Here is a 17,790-nt window from a genome sequence, read left to right as displayed (position 1 = left end):
CGCATCGGACGCAACCGTCCTGAGTTGTGGACGACGCCGGACGACGCCGACCGGGCAGACTGGGACGATGACGTCCGCTGCCTTCGACCTCGCCACCATCGGCGCAGGACTCTCGTTCGCAGCTGCCCTCGATGAGCTCGCCCAGACGCTCGACACGAGCACGTCAGCGGTGGTGAGCGCGCCACCAGGCACCGGCAAGACCACGCTCGTGCCGCCGCTGCTCGCCTCTCGTTCGACCGGCCGCGTCATCGTCACCCAGCCGCGTCGCGTCGCCGCCAGGGCCGCCGTGCGCCGGCTCGCACAGCTCGACGGTTCCCCGCTCGGCACTCGTGTGGGGTTCACCGTCCGAGGCGAGCGCGCGGTCGCAAAGGAGACGAGGGTCGAATTCGTCACGGCCGGCGTCCTGCTGCGGCGGCTGCTGAACGATCCCGGCCTCCAGGGCGTCGATGCGGTGATCATCGACGAGGTGCACGAGCGCGCGCTCGAGACCGACCTCCTGATCGGCCTGCTCTCGGAGGTACGCGAGCTGCGAGACGACCTCGTCCTCATCGCCATGTCGGCCACCCTCGACGCCGCGCGCATCGCCTCCGTCCTCGGCGTCGACGAGCAACCAGCCCCGATCGTCGACCACGATGTTCCCGCCTTCCCCCTCACCGAGCGCTGGGCTCCGAGCCCTGCACCGCGCCTCGACGAGCGCGGTGTCACCTGGGCGTTCCTGGATCACGTCGCGCGGACCACCGCATCCGCCGCTCGGGAGCTGCGCCGCGACGACCCCACGGGCGATGTGCTTGTCTTCGCGCCGGGCGCCCGCGAGGTGTCGGAGATCGCCCGCCGCGTCCGCGACACGACCGACTCCTTCGACGTGCGGGAGCTGCATGGTCGCATGCCCGCGTCCGAGCAGGATGCCGTGATCCGCGGGCGCCGCCCGGACGAGCAGAACCGCATCATCGTCACGACCTCGCTCGCAGAGTCCTCGCTCACCGTGCCCGGTGTGCGGCTGGTGGTCGACACCTGCCTGGCGCGCACGCCTCAGCGCGACGCGGCGCGCGGGATGACGGGGCTCGTGACCGCCGCGGCTTCCCGTTCGTCGAGCGTGCAGCGCGCCGGCCGCGGCACTCGCCAGGGACCGGGGACCGTCGTCCGCTGCATCGACGAACGCACCTACGCCGCCGCCCCCGCCCGCCCGACACCGGAGATCGCGTCGAGCGACCTGGCTGATGCGGCCCTGCTACTCGCGTGCTGGGGTGCGCCGGGCGGTGCCGGTCTGCGCCTGATCGACCCCCTGCCCGCTGACAGCCTGGCCGACGCCATCACGGTGCTGCACGGACTCGGCGCGATCGACGATGAGGGCCGCGCCACCGACGAGGGCCGCGCCCTGGCCCGCATCCCCACCGATCCGCGGCTCGCACGCGCGCTGCGTGATGGTGGCCCAGCGGTGGGCGCCCGACTCGCCGCCGAGGTCGTCGCGCTGGTGGGCGGCGACCTGCGCTCCGCGGACTCCGATGTCGCGCAGGCACTCATCGCACTGCGAGGCGGACGCACGGCGGATGCCCGTCGCTGGCGCACCGACGCGGATCGTCTCGAGCGTCTGAGCACGGCGACACCGGGGTTGCACTCCGACCTCGACGGCGTCGGCCTCGTGATCGCGCTGGCCTTCCCCGAGCGCGTCGCACGCCGCGTGGACCGCTCGGCCGACGGGGCGACTTTCCTGCTGGCATCCGGCACCCGCGCGGGAGTGACCGGCCCGCTCGCGGCGGTCGAGTGGCTGGCCATCGCCGACGTCGCGCGCGCGTCCGGGCGCGGGTCCGCCGGATCCGGGGCGATCGTCCGGTCGGCGGCGATGCTCACCGAGGAGCAGATGGAGCACGCGGCGAGCCACCTGCTCACCGACCGCGTCGAGGCAGAGTTCGTCGCAGGTCGCCTGCAGGCACGACGCGAGCGGCGCGTGGGAGCGATCCTGCGTTCCTCGGCACCGGTGCGCGCATCGGCCGAAGAGGGCCGCGACGCGGTACGACGCACGCTGCAGCGCGAGGGGCTGGGCATCTTCACGTGGTCCGCCCCGGCCACCGAGCTGCGGCGTCGTCTGGCGCTGCTGCATCGTGAACTGGGGTCGCCGTGGCCGGATGTCTCGGACGCCGGGCTGCTCGCCGCCCTCGACGCCTGGCTTGCGCCGGAGCTCGACGCACTGGCATCCGGCACTCCTGCCGCGCGACTGGAGCTGACGTCGGCGCTGCGCCGACTGCTGCCGTGGCCCGAGGCCGCGCGTTTCGACGAACTCGTGCCCGAGCGTCTGGAAGTTCCCACCGGCTCCCGCATCCGCATCGCCTACCCGGCGCCCGACGACCCTGACGCCCGGCCCGTGGTCGCGGTGAAGCTGCAGGAGTGCTTCGGGTGGGCCGAGACTCCCCGGCTGGTCGACGGGCGTGTGCCGGTGCTCTTCCATCTGCTGTCCCCCGCCGGACACCCGCTCGCGGTCACCGATGACCTGAACTCGTTCTGGTCGGGCCCGTATGCCCAGGTGCGCGCTGAGATGCGCGGCCGGTATCCGAAGCACCCGTGGCCCGAGGATCCCTGGGCCACCGCACCGACCAGGCACACCAAGAACCGCTCCGCCCGCTGACGCTCCACTCACTGAGAGGGGCCTCGGCCGGCGTCTCAATGCGTGCGCGGCCGCAGCGTGAGTGCTGCCGCGCGGTGCCGCAGCTGGCGTGAAACGACTCGCCAGCCTGCGACGTGCGCCGCGGATCGAGCCGAGGTCAGTCGAGCAGATGACGCAGGTAGCGCGGAGGCGAGTCGAGGAACGACCGCCAGTGATTCACGAGTTCGAGGTCGTTCCACTCGGCGGCGCGGATGCCCCAGTCACCGACCTCGAGGATGCGCGCCCCGGGCAACGCGGCGAGCACGGGAGAGTGCGTGGCACATAGCACCTGGCCGCCCTCGTCGACGATGCGCTGCAGCACGGCGATGAGCGCGAGCGTCGAGGAGAACGACAGTGCGGCCTCGGGCTCATCGAGGCAGTAGAACCCCGGCTCATCGAACCGGCTCTCCAGCAGCGCGAGGAACGACTCGCCATGGCTCATCTCGTGAAAGGCGATGTCGCCGCGGGGCGAGGGATTCTCTTCCAGGTACGTGTAGAACGAGTGCATCGTCTCGGCGCGCAGGAAGAAACCCCACCGGTTCGCACCCACGCCACGCTGGAGCCGCAACCACTCCGACAACGGCGACTCCGTCGGGCGCGTGCTGTGCTTCGCCTGGCGCGACCCGCCCTCGGGCGACAATCCGTAGGCGATCGCGACCCCTTCGACGATGGTCGACTTGCCGCTGCCGTTCTCGCCGACGAGGAATGTCACTCCGGGGTCGAGATCGATACCCTCCCGCAGCACCTGGGCGACGGCCGGGATGCTTGTGGGCCACTGCGCGCCGGGCGTGGGCGCGTCATCGGTCGGATGCACGGCGACGACCGGCTGCTGGCGCCGGCGCTTGCTGCGCGGGTCCCAGAACGGATCCATCACACTCTCCTCGGTCGGTCTCCGAGGAGGCTATCCGCGACTACCGACACGGCGCGCCAGTGGCGCTCAGCACTCGATGACGTTGACCGCGAGTCCGCCCTCGCTGGTCTCCTTGTACTTGGTCGACATGTCGGCGCCGGTCTGGCGCATCGTCTCGACCACGGCATCCAGCGACACGTAGTGGCTGCCGTCTCCGCGCAGCGCGAGACGCGCGGCGGTCACGGCGGTCGAAGCGGCGATCGCGTTGCGCTCGATGCAAGGGATCTGCACGAGCCCGCCGATCGGGTCGCAGGTGAGACCGAGGTGGTGCTCCATCGCGATCTCAGCCGCGTTCTCGATCTGACGGTTCGTGCCTCCCATCACCGCGGTGAGGCCACCCGCGGCCATCGCGCAGGCGGATCCGACCTCGGCCTGACATCCGCCCTCCGCCCCCGAGATCGAGGCGTTCGCTTTGAACAGCGAGCCGAGAGCGGTCGCCGTCAGCAGGAAACGTCGGATGCCACGGCGGCGGTTGGCCTCGGCCGTCTGCTCCGGGTCGAGGTCGGCATCCACCTGCGCGGCGAGGCTGCGACCGTCAGGGCCGAAGCCCAGCAGCGCACTTCCGACCAGCTCGCCGTAGGGCGTCACGGCATTGCCGGCACCGAGCCCGGAGTCGGCAAGGAACCGCCACCAGTACATCGCTACGGCGGGCAGAATGCCGGCCGCACCGTTCGTGGGTGCAGTGACGACGCGCCCGCCCGCCGCGTTCTCCTCGTTGACCGCGAGCGCGAAAGCCCCGAGCCATTCGCCGGGGAGTTCACGGTGCCCGTCGGCCGCGACCTCATCGAGCTGCGCACGGATCGTGCTCGCCCGCCGCTTCACCTTGAGCATGCCGGGCAGCACACCGTCGGAGTGCAGGCCGGCATCGACGCACGCCGACATGGCATTCCAGATCGCGTCCAGCCCGGCAGCGACCTCTTCCTCGCTGCGCACCGCAGTCTCGTTCAGTCGCGCGACCTCGGCGATCGACAGTCCGTTCTCGTCACAGAGGGCGAGCAGCGACGCGGCATCCGCGTAGGAATAGGGGAAGCCGGCAGAGGTGATCGACGTTTCTTCCCCCTCACGCCGGATGAAGCCTCCGCCGATCGAGTAGTAGGTCTCCTCGGCGATCGTCGCGCCGGCGGCGTCCCACGCGGTGATCGTCATGGCGTTCGGATGACCGGGCAGCCTGGTGCGTGGCGCGAAGACGATGTCGGTCTTCGCGAACGGGATCTGCTGCTGGCCATCGAGAGTGAGCGGCTCACCCGCCGGGTACTCGGTCCAGGCCGAACGCACCTCCGCAGGGTCGCAGCTCTCCGGCGACAATCCCCGCAGCCCCGCCACGACGGCATCCGGCGTTCCGTGTCCGATACCGGTCGCTCCCAGCGAACCGAACAGCGTGCACTCGATCCGCGACACCGCACTGAGCGTCTGGCTCGCGCCGAGCCGGTGGACGAAGTCCAGGGCCGCGCGCATCGGGCCCACCGTATGGGAGCTCGAGGGCCCCACTCCGATGGAGAACAGGTCGAAGGCCGAGACGTACGCAGTCACTCGTCCAGGTTACGCCGCCTTCCCCTCTTCAGTTCACCCCCATTAACCTGATCGCATGAGTGATGACACCGGGATCCTGCTGTTCCTCGCGGCGGGCGCGCTCGTGCTCGTGCTGATCGTCGTGTTCGGCGTTCTCAGCTCGCGCAAGAAGAGCAAGGCGACGACCCGCACCTGGAGCGTGCGCACCGGGTGGATCGGCGAGCAGCCGTTCCTGGAGAGCAGCGACCTGGCACCGGATGACAAGCGCCAGGAGGAGCTGTTCCGGCAGACCTACCCGATCGGCGGGACCGTCACGGTCGCGATCACCGATGATCAGGGAGAACGCGCCGAGCATGAGGTGCACGTCTCGCGGATCGGACGCAGTCTGCGTGCCGGTTTCCCGCAGGCGAAGATCGGCCTGAGCGCCTACTTCCGCGAATGGGAGGGAAGCGAGTTCCCCGCCGTCTTCCCGGTGAAGGGGTCCGACAAGATCGTCGAGATCGCGCTTGATGCCGACGGCGTCACGGCCAGGGATGCCGCAGGGGCGATCGTGTTCACCTCGCCCTGGTCGACGCTGCTGTTCTCTAACGGTCCCGACATCGTTCTCGCGGGCGGCACCGGCAAGACCGTGCGCGTGGAGTACAAAGACGGCGACGCTCTCGAGGAGCTGCTGATCAAGTACGGCACGCTGAAGCAGATGCACTTCTGAGGCCGCGTCAAGCCCCTTCATCCGGTGCGGTTGCGACGGCATCCTGATGGCGACGACATCGCGAAAGGGACGATCATGACGGACAGCACACCCGAGCAGGAACCGTCTCCCGAGACGCAGGCTCCCACACCCACCCCCTCATCGGGCGCCGATGCGGGGGAAGTGACGGCGGAGTCGCCCGCGCCGGATGCCTCCCCCGCACAGGCCGAGTCCGCTGAGCAGGCAGACCCCGATGAGGTGCCGAGCACCGAGCAGTTGCAGGAGCCGAGCACCGAGAAGGCTCCGGGCGAGGAACCCAAAGCACCCCAGCGCGACGAGGCCGAGCCCGATCATGAGGCCGTCGGCATCGGCGTGATCGACACCGAGGAGCCGCAGGCCGACTGAGCGTCGCCCCGGCGAGCCGGTTCCGGTCGCACTTTCTGCCGCCTGATCGGAGAGCGGACGGCAGAAAGTGCGACCCGGAGCGAGTCGGGTCCGCGACTACTCGACGAGCTTGCCCGTGGTGTCGACCTCGCGCATGAGCTCGGCGATCTCGGGCGAGATCTCAGGGATCGCCTCCCGGGTCACGCCGTCCTTCGGCGACCACACCAGGTTCACCTGCAGCGTGGGATCACTGTCGGGGAAGTCGCTGCGGTTGTGGCATCCGCGCGTCTCGCGACGCTCCAGTGCGGCCTCGAGCGTGGCGCGGGCGGCGAGCGCTGAGGCCTTGAGGTCGAACGCGTGCGCGAGGTCCTGGAAGCCCGCGATGTCGGGGTGGATGCCGATGTCCTCCATGCGCCCCTCGATCATGTCGAGGTCGGCGAGGCCTGCCAGCAGCCCCTCCTCCGAGCGCACCACACCGGCGTACCGGGTCATGAGGTTGCGGATCGCGCGCTGCAGGGCGCGCACGTTCTCGCGTCCTTCCGCGGCGAGCAGGTCGTCGATCTCGGCGCGGGCCTCGGCGACCGCCGACGCCGAGCGACGCTGGGCGTCGAGACCGGCCGCATGCTCCATGGCCGCCTGCCCGACGATGCGCCCGTAGACGAGAAGCTCGATGAGCGAGTTCCCGCCCAGGCGGTTCGCGCCGTGCAATCCGCTGGAGGCCTCACCGATCGCGTAGAGCCCGTCCACGTCGGTCTGGTGGTCCTCCGATCGCACCCAGACGCCGCCCATCGAATAGTGCGCGGTCGGGGCGATCTCGATCGGATCTGTCGTGATGTCGAGCATCTGCAGCTCCATCATCGTCTGGTAGACGCGGGGCAGACGGGTCATGATCGTCTCTCGGGGCAGGTGCGACACGTCGAGCCAGACGCCGCCGTTCTCGGTGCCGCGTCCTTCCTGGATCTCGGTGTACGCGGCGAGTGCGACGCGGTCCCTGGTCGACAGCTCCATCCGCTCGGGGTCGTACTTCGCCATGAACCGCTCGCCGAGAGCATTGCGAAGGATGCCGCCTTCCCCGCGAGCCGCTTCGGAGATCAGGGTGCCCGCTGCGCTCTCCGGCTCGATGATGCCGGACGGGTGGAACTGCACGAGCTCGGGGTCGCGGAGCCTGGCGCCCGCGTCGACGGCGAGACGGAAGGAGTCGCCCGTGTTCTCGTCGCGGCGGGAGGAGGTGCGCCGCCAGATGCGATTGTGTCCGCCGGCGGCGAGGATGACGGCGTCGGCGTGGATGAGGTAGCGGGTGCCGTCGGCCTGGTCGAAGCCGTAGGCCCCGAACACCACGTTGTCGCGCACGAGCAGGCGCGTGATGTAGACGTGATCGAGGATCGGGACCTCGAGCTGCTCGGCCTTGCGCACCAGAGTGCGCTGGATCTCCAGGCCCGTGTAATCACCGGCGAAGGCCGTGCGGCGGAAGGTGTGCGCACCGAAGAAGCGCTGGGAGATACGACCGTCGTCTTCGCGGGCGAAGTCCATGCCCCAGCGCTCGAGGTCGCGGATGCCGCGTTCGGCGCCCTGAGTGACGATCTCGACCGTGTGCGGGTTGGCGAGCAGGTAGCTCTCCTTGATGGTGTCGGCCGCGTGCTGCTGCCAGCTGTCATCCGCGTCCATGGTGCCGAGCGCCGCGTTGATGCCGCCGGCGGCGAGCGAGGTGTGCGCATCCTGCCTCGGGCGTTTGCCGACGGCGAGCACGTCGACACCGTGTTCGGCGATCTCGATCGCCGCCCGCAGCCCGGAGCCGCCGGTGCCGATGACGAGGACCGTGGTGGATATCTGTCGTTCGCGCGTAGCCATGCGATCCACGCTAGTTAGGCGATCCTAATAACTCCAATGCATAGTTCGACTGGAAACGATGCGGGTAGGCTATGGCCATGAACCTCGAGCAGCTCCGCGGGTTCGTCGAGGTCGCGCGTCTCGGACACTTCACCCGCGCCTCCGAGCACCTGCACCTGGCACAGCCGTCGCTGAGCCGGCAGATCTCGACGCTCGAACGCGAGCTCGGCGCCGAGCTGTTCCACCGCGCACGCGGCCACATCGCCCTCACGGCTGCGGGCGAGACGCTGCTCCCCCGCGCACAGCGCATGCTCGCCGAGGCCGATGCCATCCGCGACGAGATGGGCGAGCTGGCAGGACTCCGCCGCGGACGCGTACGCCTGGGTGCGCCGCCCACGCTCTGCATCAGCCTGGTCGCCGAGGCGATCCGCTCCTTCCACGCGAGTCATCCGGGCGTCGATCTGCATCTGACCGAGAGCGGTTCCCGCCGGCTCGTCGAACAGCTCGCCGTCGGCGCCGTCGACATCGCCCTCATCACCGAATCCGACGGCCCACCGCCCTCGGGCTTCAGCCTCACGCGCACCCCGCTGCTCGCCGAAGAGCTCGTCGTGATCTCCGCCGCCGCAGAGCCGCCGGTCTCGACCATGCCCGCGATGAGCCTCGCCCACCTCGCCACGCTCCCGCTGATCGCTCTCGACGAGACCTACGAGCTCCGTGCGACGACCGATGCCGCTTTCCGCTCGGAGGGGCTCCGGCCCACCCACGTGCTCGAGGGCGCCGAGATGGATGCGGTGCTGCGCTTCGTCGAGCGCGGTGTCGGTGTCGCGGTGGTCCCGGCGATGGTGCTGCTCGATCGGCCCGCCCTGCGGTCGGTTCGACTGACGCATCCGATGATGACCCGCACCGTGAGCCTCGCCCACCGTGCGGATGTGACCCCTGCCGTCGCCGTCGCCGCGATCCGCGAGGTCATCGTCGCCACGGCCGCTGAGGTCGCGCACCGCGACCCGGCCATCACGAGCCTGCTCTGAACGCAGAAACGGCCCCCACCGAAGTGGAAGCCGTTTCGTCACTGTCTCAACACAGTGTGCGCCCGAAGGGACTCGAACCCCTAACCTTCTGATCCGTAGTCAGATGCTCTATCCATTGAGCTACGGGCGCCCAGCCCGCTCAGCGGGCCGTAGAACAGCCTACAACAGTCGCGACGGGAAAGCGAAACGAGGCCTCACTCGTCGGCCGAGGCCGCCTTCTGCTGCTTCTTCCGCCGCTTGGCCTTGGCTCTCTGCTCCGACGAGAGCGCCTGCAGATCGACGAGCCGAAGCGCCTGCATACGCGCTTCGCGCATGCGGTTGTAGTCGGGATCCTGATCGGGACGCATGCCTTCGACGCGCAGGCGACGGTCGAGGTTGTGGCGCACGTCGGCCCAGGCGGCGTCTCTCGCCTCCTCGACGATCTCGGCGAGCCGCTCGCGGTCCTGCATGATCTCGCGCAGACGCACGGCCACACCGGTGGACTGCTTGGCCCGACGGCGGAGGTTGCGCACATCGCGGTCGCGATAGTCGTGCGTTCCCACCGGATCGGAGTGCCGACCTCTCGCGCGTTTGCGGAGGGCAGTGACGGTGGCCGCAGCCTCTTCCGATTCCTCGGCCATGGCGCGAAGCGCCTCACGCGCATCGTCGATGTACTTGTCCATGTCGAAGACACCGTCTTCGGCGATGGTGCCGATGAGGATGTGATTCTTCACCGCGAGGCGCGCAGCAGCGGTCGCGATCGCAACGCCTTCGGCGATGGCATCCGCTGTCCGTCCCACCGGTACCTCCTCTCCTTGAGCGTACCGGTATCACTGCGGCCCGGTGTCGGCCAGAATGGTTCGGAATCAGCTTGCCCCACCCATCCGACATCCGCGGGTTCGCACCCGGATCGCGCGCCGCAGGAGCCACATGAAGCACCTCGACCTCACCGGCAGCACCACCGTGATCACCGGAGCCGCCAACGGGATGGGCGCCGGCATCGCGCGTCTGCTCGCCGGTCGAGGAACGCACCTCGCGCTCATCGATCACGACGCCGCGGCGCTCGCGACCATCGCCGCGGAACTCACCGACGCCCACGTGACGACGCACATCGTCGACCTGCGCGATGACGACGCCGTGTTCGCCGCCGCCGCAAGCATCGCCGAGGGGCACCCACGCATCAACGCCCTGATCACGTGCGCCGGATCATCGATGCTCGGCGACATCGACCAGCTCACGATGGAGGAGATGCGCTGGCTCACCGATGTGAACCTGTGGGGCACGGTCTCGATCACCAAGGCACTCCTCCCCGCGCTCCGCGCAGCTCCGGCCGCGCATATCACGCACCTGGCCAGCGTCTACGCACTCGCCGCCCCCGCCGGACGCATCCCCTACGCCGTGAGCAAGTTCGCCGTGCGCGCCTTCTCCGAGGCACTGCGGCATGAGCTGGAGGGCACCTCGGTCAGCGTCGGCGCCGTCTACCCCGCGGGCGTGCGCACCGGCATCATCCTGCACGGGCGGTACGCCGCCGCGATCGATCCGGCCGTGGCCGCCCGCGCCGCCGCCGCGCAGGCCCGGATGTACCACACCGAGCCCGCGGACGCGGCGGCGCGCATCGTCCGGGCGACCGAACGACGCTCCGCGCGCACCATGGTCGGACGCGAGGCCCGCCTGATCGATGTGCTCACCCGCGTCGCGCCGTCGTCGTACTGGCGGGTGATGCGGCGGCCGCTGCGTGCCGCCATCGACACGACGACACCGGCGGACTGATCCGGGCCTGTGAGCGACTCCGCTCAGCGGACGGCGCCCACCCAGATGCCCGAGGCCCAGGCCTGCTGCTCGCCGTCGCAGCTGACCGATCCGGGGTACCCCCGCACCACGGCCATGCAGTTGGCGAGGAACTCGGGGTCGCTGCCGAACAGCGCCCCGTAGGCTCCGGACGACGTGAGCGAGCCCCACACGCGGAACTGATAGATGTGCGCGAGCTCGTGCGCCATGGCCCAGTTCAGCCGACCGTCGCTCCAGTTCACGATGTCGGCGCGGTACTTGATGTATCCGTTGCTGTTGGCGCACGCCGGGGCGTTGCCGCCCGCGCACGACGAGGACTCGTAGAGTCCGACGCCCCCGCCCCCGACGAGGTCGAGGGCTGCCCGCACCCGCGCATACCCGTCCGGGCCGCTCGACGACCATGCCGGCCCACCGGGGCCCGAGCTCTGAGCCGCTTGCCACGAGGCGACCTCGGTGCCCACCTTCTCGGCGAGCGCGTGGACGGTGGCCGTGGCCGCGGCGACCGTGTCGGGGTTCTCCTTCTCTGCGACCACGGTCTGCTGCGCCGAGAGTGCGGCGGCGCGATGCGTGGCCGTGTCCACCCGCCCCTCCGCCCCCTGGAGCGCGGTGGTCAGCGCCTGCAGTTCGGCGAGGAAGGCCGGGCGCAGGGCGAGGACCGCGGCACGTTCTGCGGTGTCCTGCTCCGCGCGGCCGACGGCGGCGTCGAGGTAGTCGGTGCGCTGGGTGGCGTCGTGATATCGGTCGTTCAGGGCCTCGAGCTGCGCGATGACTGCCGATCTCTCGTTCTCGAGAGCGTCGGCTCTGCCGACCATCCCCCCGACGAGCAGCACGGAGGCCGCGACCGTGACAGCCAGCACGCGCCGGATCACGGCAGGAATCCCGTCGTGTCGGCGATGTCCGCGTCCTGATCAGCGAGCTGCGAGCGAAGGGCTGTGAGCTTCTCTGCGAGCTCCAGGTTCTCGCCGCGAGATTCATCCAGCGCGCGCTCGATCCTCACGATCTCCGCTTTGACCGCGGCGATCGACTCCAGACGCTCCTGGTCGGCGATCACGACGAGCGAGATCCCACCGACCAGCAGGAGGCATCCGACAGCGACAGCAAGATTCCGCATCTCGCTCCCCAGGACAGCGCAACAGTTCCGGACCGACTCCGATCGCCCCAATATACAACCGGAGCCGTCTCTGCAGTCCCCCGACCGCGAGAGACGGTGGGCCCGACGGGTCAGGCGCTCAGATCGCCGCGCTCGGCGAGACGCCGCTCGGCTGCGGACTGTCCGCTGGCCAAGTGCGCCGGCACGATCCGACGCAGCGCTTCGGTGTCGCGCGCCGTCATCGCCTCGAGGATGATGCGGTGCTCGTCCGCCATCGCGAGCAGGTCGTCGTGCTGTCCGAACAACCAGCGCAGACGCGTGAGGAAGACGGCGATGAGCTCGCCGAGCATCTCGTTCGCCGCGAGCTCGACGGCGATCTCGTGGAACTCCGCCGCGGCGACCCTGGCCGCCTCGGAGTCCTCGGCGCGGGCGGCCTCGAGTTCGCGTTCGTAGGCTCCACGGATGCGGGCGATCCCGGCCTCATCGTGCCGCTCGGCCGCGAAGACGAAGATCAGCGTCTCGATGGCCTCGCGCACCTCGGCGAAGTCCTGGATGTCGCGGTGGGTGAACTCCCGCACGACCGCCCAGGTACGGGGGCGTGCGACGACGATCCCCTCGGCCACGAGCGTGCGGATGGCTTCGCGAACCGGGAGCCGGGAGACGTTCAGCTCCGCCGCGATATCGCGCTCGACGAGCCGTGCTCCCGGTCTGCGCCGCCCGAGGATGATGTCGTCGCGAAGGACGCGCGTGACTCTCACCGACTCGAGTTCGCCGCCTGCTGCCATAGCCCCCGCCATCTGGGCATTCTCGCACTCCGGGCGGTGTTCCTCAACTTTTGGTATCCCAAGGGTCGCGTGGGTGCGGGCCCTGCGGCGAGGGAGCTCTCCGCCTCCCCCGCCGCACCGGTGCTCAGGGCAGGCGGTTCGCGATCGCGAGGTTCGCGGTGAGCTCCTCGGCGTTCTGCCGGACCACGTAGGCGGGACGGTCTCGCTCGACTCGCCAGGAATCGCTCAGCGGCCCCACATTGACCGTGTCGAATCCGGCCTCGTCGTAGAAGCGGGTCACGAAGGCGACGGCCTCCGCGTCATCACCGGCCGTGGCCAGTGCGCGACGATCTGGGGTGCCGGCAGGTGTGCCGTCGGACGTGATCTCCGAAGCGAAGATGTGGTTGAACGCCTTCGCGATCTTCGAGTCAGGGAGGGCGCGCTGCACCAGCTCCGACGTCGTCGTCTCGCCCTTGTCGAGGGCCTCGATGTGGCCGTCCCGCTCGAAGTAGTAGTTGTTCGTGTCGAGGACGATCTTGCCGGCGAGCTGCTCGGCGGGGAGGTCGTCGATGGCGCGGAGCGGCACCGTGACGACCGCGACGTCGGCAGCGGCAGCGGCCTCCTGCGCGGTGGCCGCCCGAGCCTTGGGGCCGAGTTCGGCGACCAGATCGGCGAGCGTCTCCGGCCCGCGGGAGTTGGCGATCACCACGTCGTAGCCGTTCGCGATCGCCACGCGCGCGACCTGGCTGCCGATGTGTCCTGCACCGATGATTCCGAGAGTTGTCATGTGGGGACCAACGTCAGGCGCGCGCGGCTATTCCCGTCGAGTCGTCTCGTGACCGCGGATCAGAGGTCGCGCAGCAGGCTCTCCTCGGTGCGCCGGTAGCCGAGCTGTTCGTAGAGCTCGACCGCTCCCTCGTTGAAGCCGAAGACGTGCAGCCCGATCGACTCCGCGCCGAGCCGGCGGGCCTCGCGCTCGGCGGCGTGCATCAGCTCGCGCCCGTACCCCTTGCGGCGCTGATCCGCCGCCACCTCGATGTCGAGGATGAACGCCTGCGGTCGGCCGTCGCGCCGACGCATGCCAAACCAGAGGATGCCGACCTCGGTGCCGGCGACGGTGGCGGTGAAGAGCTCCTGCCCCTCGGTGTCGAGTCCGTCCGGAAGCTCCGCCCGCATCTGACGATGCGACTCGGCGGCGGCCTCCTCCGGCGTGTACCGGCCGGACTCGACGAGGTCGTGCGCGAAACCCTCCTCCGACGCGGCGACGAAACGGGGGAAGCGCTCCGCGGTCATCGGCCGCACATCGACGTGCCCGGCGACCTCGCGCACCGGAAGCGGCTCCAGCACCATCTGGATCGAGGCGACCTCGAACCCGCGTCCCTCGACGAATGCCCGTGCGGCCGCGTCCTGCGGGAAGAGCGGCATGGCGATCTGCGTCGCGCCCCTGTCGCGGGCGATCTGCAGGATGCTGTGGAGAAGATCGTCGCGCCGGGCATCGGTCGACGTCGTCTCGAAGACGAGGTCGAGGAGGAGCAGCTTCTGACCGTTCAGGGCCAGCAGGAGCGTTCCGAGCTCGCCATCCGCATCGTCCACGATGCTCGCGACCCACGCCGTCGATGTCGCGACGCCTTCGGGGAACAGCTCGTCGAAGGTGTGCTCGACGTGGCTGACCGCGTCTGCGCCGAGGCGTCGTCCCGAGCGCCTGTTGCCGTCGATGAGGCGCTGCCGCGACGCCGCCCTCCACTCGTCGAAGCGCGCGGCGGGCAGAGGCGTCAGGTGCAGGGGCATGCCTCCATCCTGCACCTCAGCTGCGGGTCAACGCGTCCTCTGCGGCGACCCAGGCGAGCATGGCGCACTTGACCCTGGCGACGTACTTCGACACTCCGCCGAGGGCCGCGGCGTCGCCGAGCAGCTCCTCGTCGGGTTCGATCTTGCCGCGGGATCGCATCGCCTCACGGAATGCCGCGATGCGCACCTCGAGGTCTTCGACGCTGAGTCCTTCGGCGAGCTCCGCCAGCAGGGAGGCCGAGGCCTGGGAGATCGCGCACCCGTGGCCCTCCCAGGCGATCGCCTCGACGCTGCCGTCGGCGTCGCGATGCACCTGGAGGGTGATCTCGTCACCGCAGGTCGGGTTCAGCTGGTGGGACTGCGCCGGGATCTCCTCGCGGAGTCCGTAGCCGTGCGGCGTGCGCGAGTGGTCCAGGATCAGCTCCTGGTACAGGTTCTGCAGATCGCTCATGCGCCCCTCCGGAAGAAGTCGATCGCTCCGGCGACGCCCTCGATCACGGCGTCCACCTCGGCATCGGTCGTGTACAGGTAGGTGCTCGCCCTGGTGGACGAGGTCACGCCCAGACGTCGGTGCAACGGCTGCGCGCAGTGGTGGCCGACGCGCACGGCGATGCCGAGGTCGTCGAGGAACTGCCCCACATCGTGCGAGTGGATGCCCTCGACGTCGAAGCTCGCCAGGCCCACACGGGGAAGATCGATTCCGGCGCCGAGCACGCGTACCCCGTCGATCGCGCTCAGCCCGTCGACGAGTCGGCGACCGAAGGCCGCCTCGTGCGCGGCGATGCGCGGCATCCCCACCTCGGTCAGGTAGCCGACAGCCGCGGCGAGCGCGATCGCCTGCGAGACGCGCTGTGTGCCGGCTTCGAAGCGCTGCGGCGGCGGAAGGTACTCGGCCTCGGTCGTGGTGACCGTCGTGATCATCGACCCGCCCGTCAGGAACGGCGGCAGGGCTGCCAGCACCTCGCGGCGACCGTAGAGGGCGCCGATACCGGTGGGGCCGAGCATCTTGTGGCCCGACAGCACGGCGAAGTCGACATCGAGGGCGCGGACGTCGAGGGGCAGATGCGGCGCGGACTGGCACGCGTCGAGCAGGGTCAGGGCACCGACCTCCCGCGCGAGGGCCACCAGCTGATCGGTGGGGTTGATCACTCCGAGCACGTTCGAGACATGCGTGAATGCGACGAGCTTAGTGCGCGTGGTGATCAGCTCGGCCGCGGCGTCGAGCCGCAGAGCGCCGTCGTCGTCGAGGGGGATGACCTTCAGCGTCGCACCGGTGCGTGCAGCGAGCTCCTGCCACGGGATGAGATTCGCGTGGTGCTCCATCTCGGTGGTCACGATCTCATCGCCCTCGCGGAGCCGGAATCGCTCGGCGGCGGCTCCCCCGCGCCCGAGCGACGCGTTCGACATCGAGTACGCGACGAGGTTGATCGCCTCGGTCGCATTCGAGGTCCAGACGATCTCGTCGTCGGCGGCTCCCACGAACCGGGCGACGGCGGCGCGCGCGTCTTCGAACAGCTCTGTGGCCTCGGCCGCGAGCGTGTGCGCACCGCGGTGCACCGCGGAGTTCAAGGAAGTGGCGAAGTCACGCTCGGCGTCGAGGACCGCGGTCGGTCGCTGCGACGTCGCTCCCGAATCCAGGTACACGAGCGGATGCCCCTGCACCCGCGCACCCAGGATGGGGAAGTCCCCGCGGATGCGCCGCACCTCGGCCTCGTTCAAGGGGGCGATCACGTCGACACCGGGAGAAACGCTCATCGTTCCAGTTTCCCACCTGTGGGCGACGGGTGGGCGCAGGCGGTCAGTGCCCGTCGAGCATCTTCGCGTCGGCGACCTCGTCGTAGCGGTCCTGCGCTTCGCGCACATCCTCCACATGCGACTCGGCCCAGACCTGCAGAGCCTGGAGCGGCTCGTACAGGGTGCGTCCGAGCGGGGTGAGCAGGTAGCGCGAATGGCCGTCTTGGCCGACCGCGCGATCCAGCATCCCGTCGCGTTCGAGAGCACGAAGCGTGTCGACGAGCACCTTCTTCGCGATCCCGTCCATCCGGGTGTGCAGTTCGCCGAAGCGCAACGGCTGCTCGTGCAGGAGCACGACGATCATCGCCGTCCATTTGTTCGCGATGCGCGCGAGCGAGGCGCGCGAGGGGCAGCTGGCGGAGAACACTGTCCACGTGCTCGACATTCGCCGCTCCTTCCGGGTGACGTTGAAGTAACCGCGCCGCTGTCGAGACGCTGGATGCTCCACAGTACCGACCCATCGAGAAGGAGCATCATGTCGGCTATCGACGTCGTAGGACAGTACGGTGCGGCCATGGCCGCCGGAGACATGGAAGCGCTGGCCGCGACCTTCCATCCGGATGCCGTCTGGCACCAGCCGGGGGCGAACCAGGTGTCCGGGGACCATGTCGGACCGGACGCGATCCTCGCGCACCTGGGTCGCTTCATGCAGCTGAGCGGCGGCACGTTCGCACTCGAAACCGAATCGGCGACCGAGAGCGGCAGCCTCGTCTCGGCCACGGTGCGCTTCCGCGCCCAGCGCGAGGGGCACGAGAATCTCGACCAGCACGGGGTCGACGTGTTCCGGGTCGCCGACGGCCGGATCGCCGAGGTCTGGCTGATGAGCGAGGACCAGGAGGCCGAGGACCGCTTCTGGGGCACGGCCTGATCGAGCGGCCGCTGGTCGCGGGCACCGGACGGTCGGGAGCTCGACCGTCCGGTGCCTCCGCGTCTAGGCTCATCCCATGATCGCCCAGGACACGCTGCTCGCCTTCGTCGTCGCAGCCTTCGTCATGGTCGTGATCCCCGGGCCCACCGTGCTGTTCACCATCGGGCGGGCGATGGCGCTCGGGCGGATGGGCGGCTTCCTCAGCATCCTGGGCACGGCGGTCGGGTCCATCCTCCTCGTCGTGGCCGTGGCGCTCGGCGTCGGGACGGTGATCGCGCAGTCGGTCGTGCTGTTCACGATCGTCAAGGTGCTCGGCGCCGGGTACCTGATCTTCCTCGGCATCCAGGCCATCCGTCACCGCAAGGACGCGGCGAGAGCGATGGCATCGGCACCCACGCGACGCTCGGGCTGGCGGCTGTTCGCCGAAGGCTTCGTCGTCGGGGTGACCAACCCGAAGTCCATCGCGTTCTTCCTCGCGATCCTGCCGCAGTTCGTCGACCTGGATGCCGGGTCCGTTCCCGCGCAGCTCTTCCTGCTCGGGGCGATCGTCGTGACGATCGGTGTGACCTGCGATGCGGTGTGGGTGCTCCTCGCGAGCGCCGCCCGCGACTGGTTCGGCCGCTCGCCTGGACGCATCGAGGCGATGGGCGCGTCGGGCGGAGGACTCATGATCGCGCTCGGAGCCTTCCTGCTGGTGTGGAGCGAGAAGCCCGCGACCGCCTGAGCGCTCTCGGA

The 17,790-nt window shown here is 69.8% G+C and carries 19 protein-coding genes and 1 tRNA gene; 7 read left to right on the top strand and 13 right to left on the bottom strand.

Going from position 1 to position 17,790, the window contains the following annotated elements:
* The first annotated feature begins 67 nt into the window (after positions 1–67).
* Complete coding sequence (hrpB, locus tag F6W70_RS12745; RefSeq protein WP_151486919.1) at positions 68–2,620, top strand: ATP-dependent helicase HrpB; 2,553 nt, start codon at positions 68–70, stop codon at positions 2,618–2,620.
* 136 nt (positions 2,621–2,756) lie between these two features.
* On the opposite strand, the gene F6W70_RS12740 is transcribed toward hrpB, so the two are convergent.
* Both F6W70_RS12740 and F6W70_RS12735 read right to left on the bottom strand, forming a co-directional pair.
* A complete protein-coding gene (locus tag F6W70_RS12740) occupies positions 2,757–3,509 on the bottom strand; it encodes an AAA family ATPase (RefSeq protein WP_151486918.1) in 753 nt (250 codons plus the stop codon).
* Between the two features lie 66 nt (positions 3,510–3,575).
* On the bottom strand, positions 3,576–5,078 hold the full coding sequence (locus F6W70_RS12735; protein ID WP_151486917.1) for an L-serine ammonia-lyase, iron-sulfur-dependent, subunit alpha: 1,503 nt from the start codon (positions 5,076–5,078) through the stop codon (positions 3,576–3,578).
* Positions 5,079–5,133: 55 nt separating this feature from the next.
* Here F6W70_RS12735 and F6W70_RS12730 point away from each other — a divergent pair, with 55 nt between their 5' ends.
* Both F6W70_RS12730 and F6W70_RS12725 read left to right on the top strand, forming a co-directional pair.
* A complete protein-coding gene (locus tag F6W70_RS12730; RefSeq protein WP_055876918.1) occupies positions 5,134–5,766 on the top strand; it encodes a hypothetical protein in 633 nt (210 codons plus the stop codon).
* A gap of 75 nt (positions 5,767–5,841) precedes the next feature.
* The gene (locus F6W70_RS12725; protein ID WP_151486916.1) at positions 5,842–6,150 is read left to right on the top strand and encodes a hypothetical protein; all 309 of its coding nucleotides are present in this window, start codon (positions 5,842–5,844) and stop codon (positions 6,148–6,150) included.
* A 96-nt stretch (positions 6,151–6,246) separates the two neighbouring features.
* On the opposite strand, the gene F6W70_RS12720 is transcribed toward F6W70_RS12725, so the two are convergent.
* Positions 6,247–7,977 (bottom strand): L-aspartate oxidase, encoded by a 1,731-nt coding sequence (locus tag F6W70_RS12720; RefSeq protein ID WP_151486915.1) that lies wholly within the window; start codon positions 7,975–7,977, stop codon positions 6,247–6,249.
* A gap of 71 nt (positions 7,978–8,048) precedes the next feature.
* Here F6W70_RS12720 and F6W70_RS12715 point away from each other — a divergent pair, with 71 nt between their 5' ends.
* On the top strand, positions 8,049–8,984 hold the full coding sequence (locus F6W70_RS12715) for a LysR family transcriptional regulator (protein ID WP_017828050.1): 936 nt from the start codon (positions 8,049–8,051) through the stop codon (positions 8,982–8,984).
* 57 nt (positions 8,985–9,041) lie between these two features.
* On the opposite strand, the gene F6W70_RS12710 is transcribed toward F6W70_RS12715, so the two are convergent.
* Both F6W70_RS12710 and F6W70_RS12705 read right to left on the bottom strand, forming a co-directional pair.
* Positions 9,042–9,114 (bottom strand) — tRNA-Arg (locus tag F6W70_RS12710).
* A 64-nt stretch (positions 9,115–9,178) separates the two neighbouring features.
* Positions 9,179–9,763, bottom strand: a complete 585-nt coding sequence (locus F6W70_RS12705) for a hypothetical protein (RefSeq protein WP_017828049.1) — start codon at positions 9,761–9,763, stop codon at positions 9,179–9,181.
* Between the two features lie 130 nt (positions 9,764–9,893).
* Here F6W70_RS12705 and F6W70_RS12700 point away from each other — a divergent pair, with 130 nt between their 5' ends.
* The gene (locus F6W70_RS12700; RefSeq protein ID WP_151486914.1) at positions 9,894–10,733 is read left to right on the top strand and encodes an SDR family NAD(P)-dependent oxidoreductase; all 840 of its coding nucleotides are present in this window, start codon (positions 9,894–9,896) and stop codon (positions 10,731–10,733) included.
* A gap of 23 nt (positions 10,734–10,756) precedes the next feature.
* On the opposite strand, the gene F6W70_RS12695 is transcribed toward F6W70_RS12700, so the two are convergent.
* The 8 genes from F6W70_RS12695 to F6W70_RS12660 all read right to left on the bottom strand — a co-directional run bounded on the left by F6W70_RS12695 (position 10,757) and on the right by F6W70_RS12660 (position 16,572).
* Positions 10,757–11,620 carry a hypothetical protein gene (locus F6W70_RS12695; protein ID WP_151486913.1) on the bottom strand — a complete coding sequence of 288 codons (864 nt, stop codon included), beginning with the start codon at positions 11,618–11,620 and terminating at the stop codon, positions 10,757–10,759.
* A complete protein-coding gene (locus tag F6W70_RS12690; protein ID WP_055869848.1) occupies positions 11,617–11,862 on the bottom strand; it encodes a hypothetical protein in 246 nt (81 codons plus the stop codon). The genes F6W70_RS12695 and F6W70_RS12690 overlap by 4 nt, the downstream gene beginning before the upstream one ends.
* 110 nt (positions 11,863–11,972) lie before the next feature.
* Positions 11,973–12,626 carry a GntR family transcriptional regulator gene (locus F6W70_RS12685; protein ID WP_017828045.1) on the bottom strand — a complete coding sequence of 218 codons (654 nt, stop codon included), beginning with the start codon at positions 12,624–12,626 and terminating at the stop codon, positions 11,973–11,975.
* 124 nt (positions 12,627–12,750) lie between these two features.
* On the bottom strand, positions 12,751–13,392 hold the full coding sequence (locus tag F6W70_RS12680) for an NADPH-dependent F420 reductase (RefSeq protein WP_151486912.1): 642 nt from the start codon (positions 13,390–13,392) through the stop codon (positions 12,751–12,753).
* 59 nt (positions 13,393–13,451) lie between these two features.
* Positions 13,452–14,393: a GNAT family N-acetyltransferase gene (locus F6W70_RS12675; protein WP_127481788.1), complete on the bottom strand. Its 942-nt coding sequence runs from the start codon at positions 14,391–14,393 to the stop codon at positions 13,452–13,454.
* A 16-nt stretch (positions 14,394–14,409) separates the two neighbouring features.
* A complete protein-coding gene (gene sufU, locus F6W70_RS12670; protein WP_017828042.1) occupies positions 14,410–14,844 on the bottom strand; it encodes a Fe-S cluster assembly sulfur transfer protein SufU in 435 nt (144 codons plus the stop codon).
* Positions 14,841–16,148: an aminotransferase class V-fold PLP-dependent enzyme gene (locus tag F6W70_RS12665; protein WP_127481787.1), complete on the bottom strand. Its 1,308-nt coding sequence runs from the start codon at positions 16,146–16,148 to the stop codon at positions 14,841–14,843. Before F6W70_RS12665 ends, sufU begins: the two co-directional genes overlap by 4 nt.
* A gap of 43 nt (positions 16,149–16,191) precedes the next feature.
* The gene (locus F6W70_RS12660) at positions 16,192–16,572 is read right to left on the bottom strand and encodes a winged helix-turn-helix transcriptional regulator (RefSeq protein WP_055876892.1); all 381 of its coding nucleotides are present in this window, start codon (positions 16,570–16,572) and stop codon (positions 16,192–16,194) included.
* Between the two features lie 90 nt (positions 16,573–16,662).
* Between F6W70_RS12660 and F6W70_RS12655 the strand changes: the two genes are divergently transcribed.
* Together F6W70_RS12655 and F6W70_RS12650 are read left to right on the top strand one after the other, a co-directional pair.
* On the top strand, positions 16,663–17,055 hold the full coding sequence (locus F6W70_RS12655; RefSeq protein WP_151486911.1) for a nuclear transport factor 2 family protein: 393 nt from the start codon (positions 16,663–16,665) through the stop codon (positions 17,053–17,055).
* Between the two features lie 76 nt (positions 17,056–17,131).
* Entirely contained in the window at positions 17,132–17,779 is a 648-nt protein-coding gene (locus F6W70_RS12650; protein ID WP_017828038.1) for a LysE family translocator, read from the top strand.
* Positions 17,780–17,790: the final 11 nt, after the last annotated feature.

The organism is Microbacterium maritypicum (assembly GCF_008868125.1).
In the GTDB taxonomy this organism is placed as follows: Bacteria; Actinomycetota; Actinomycetes; order Actinomycetales; family Microbacteriaceae; genus Microbacterium; species Microbacterium maritypicum.
Note: the sequence above shows the minus strand (reverse complement) of the source record. Positions and strands in the feature narration are given on the sequence as shown.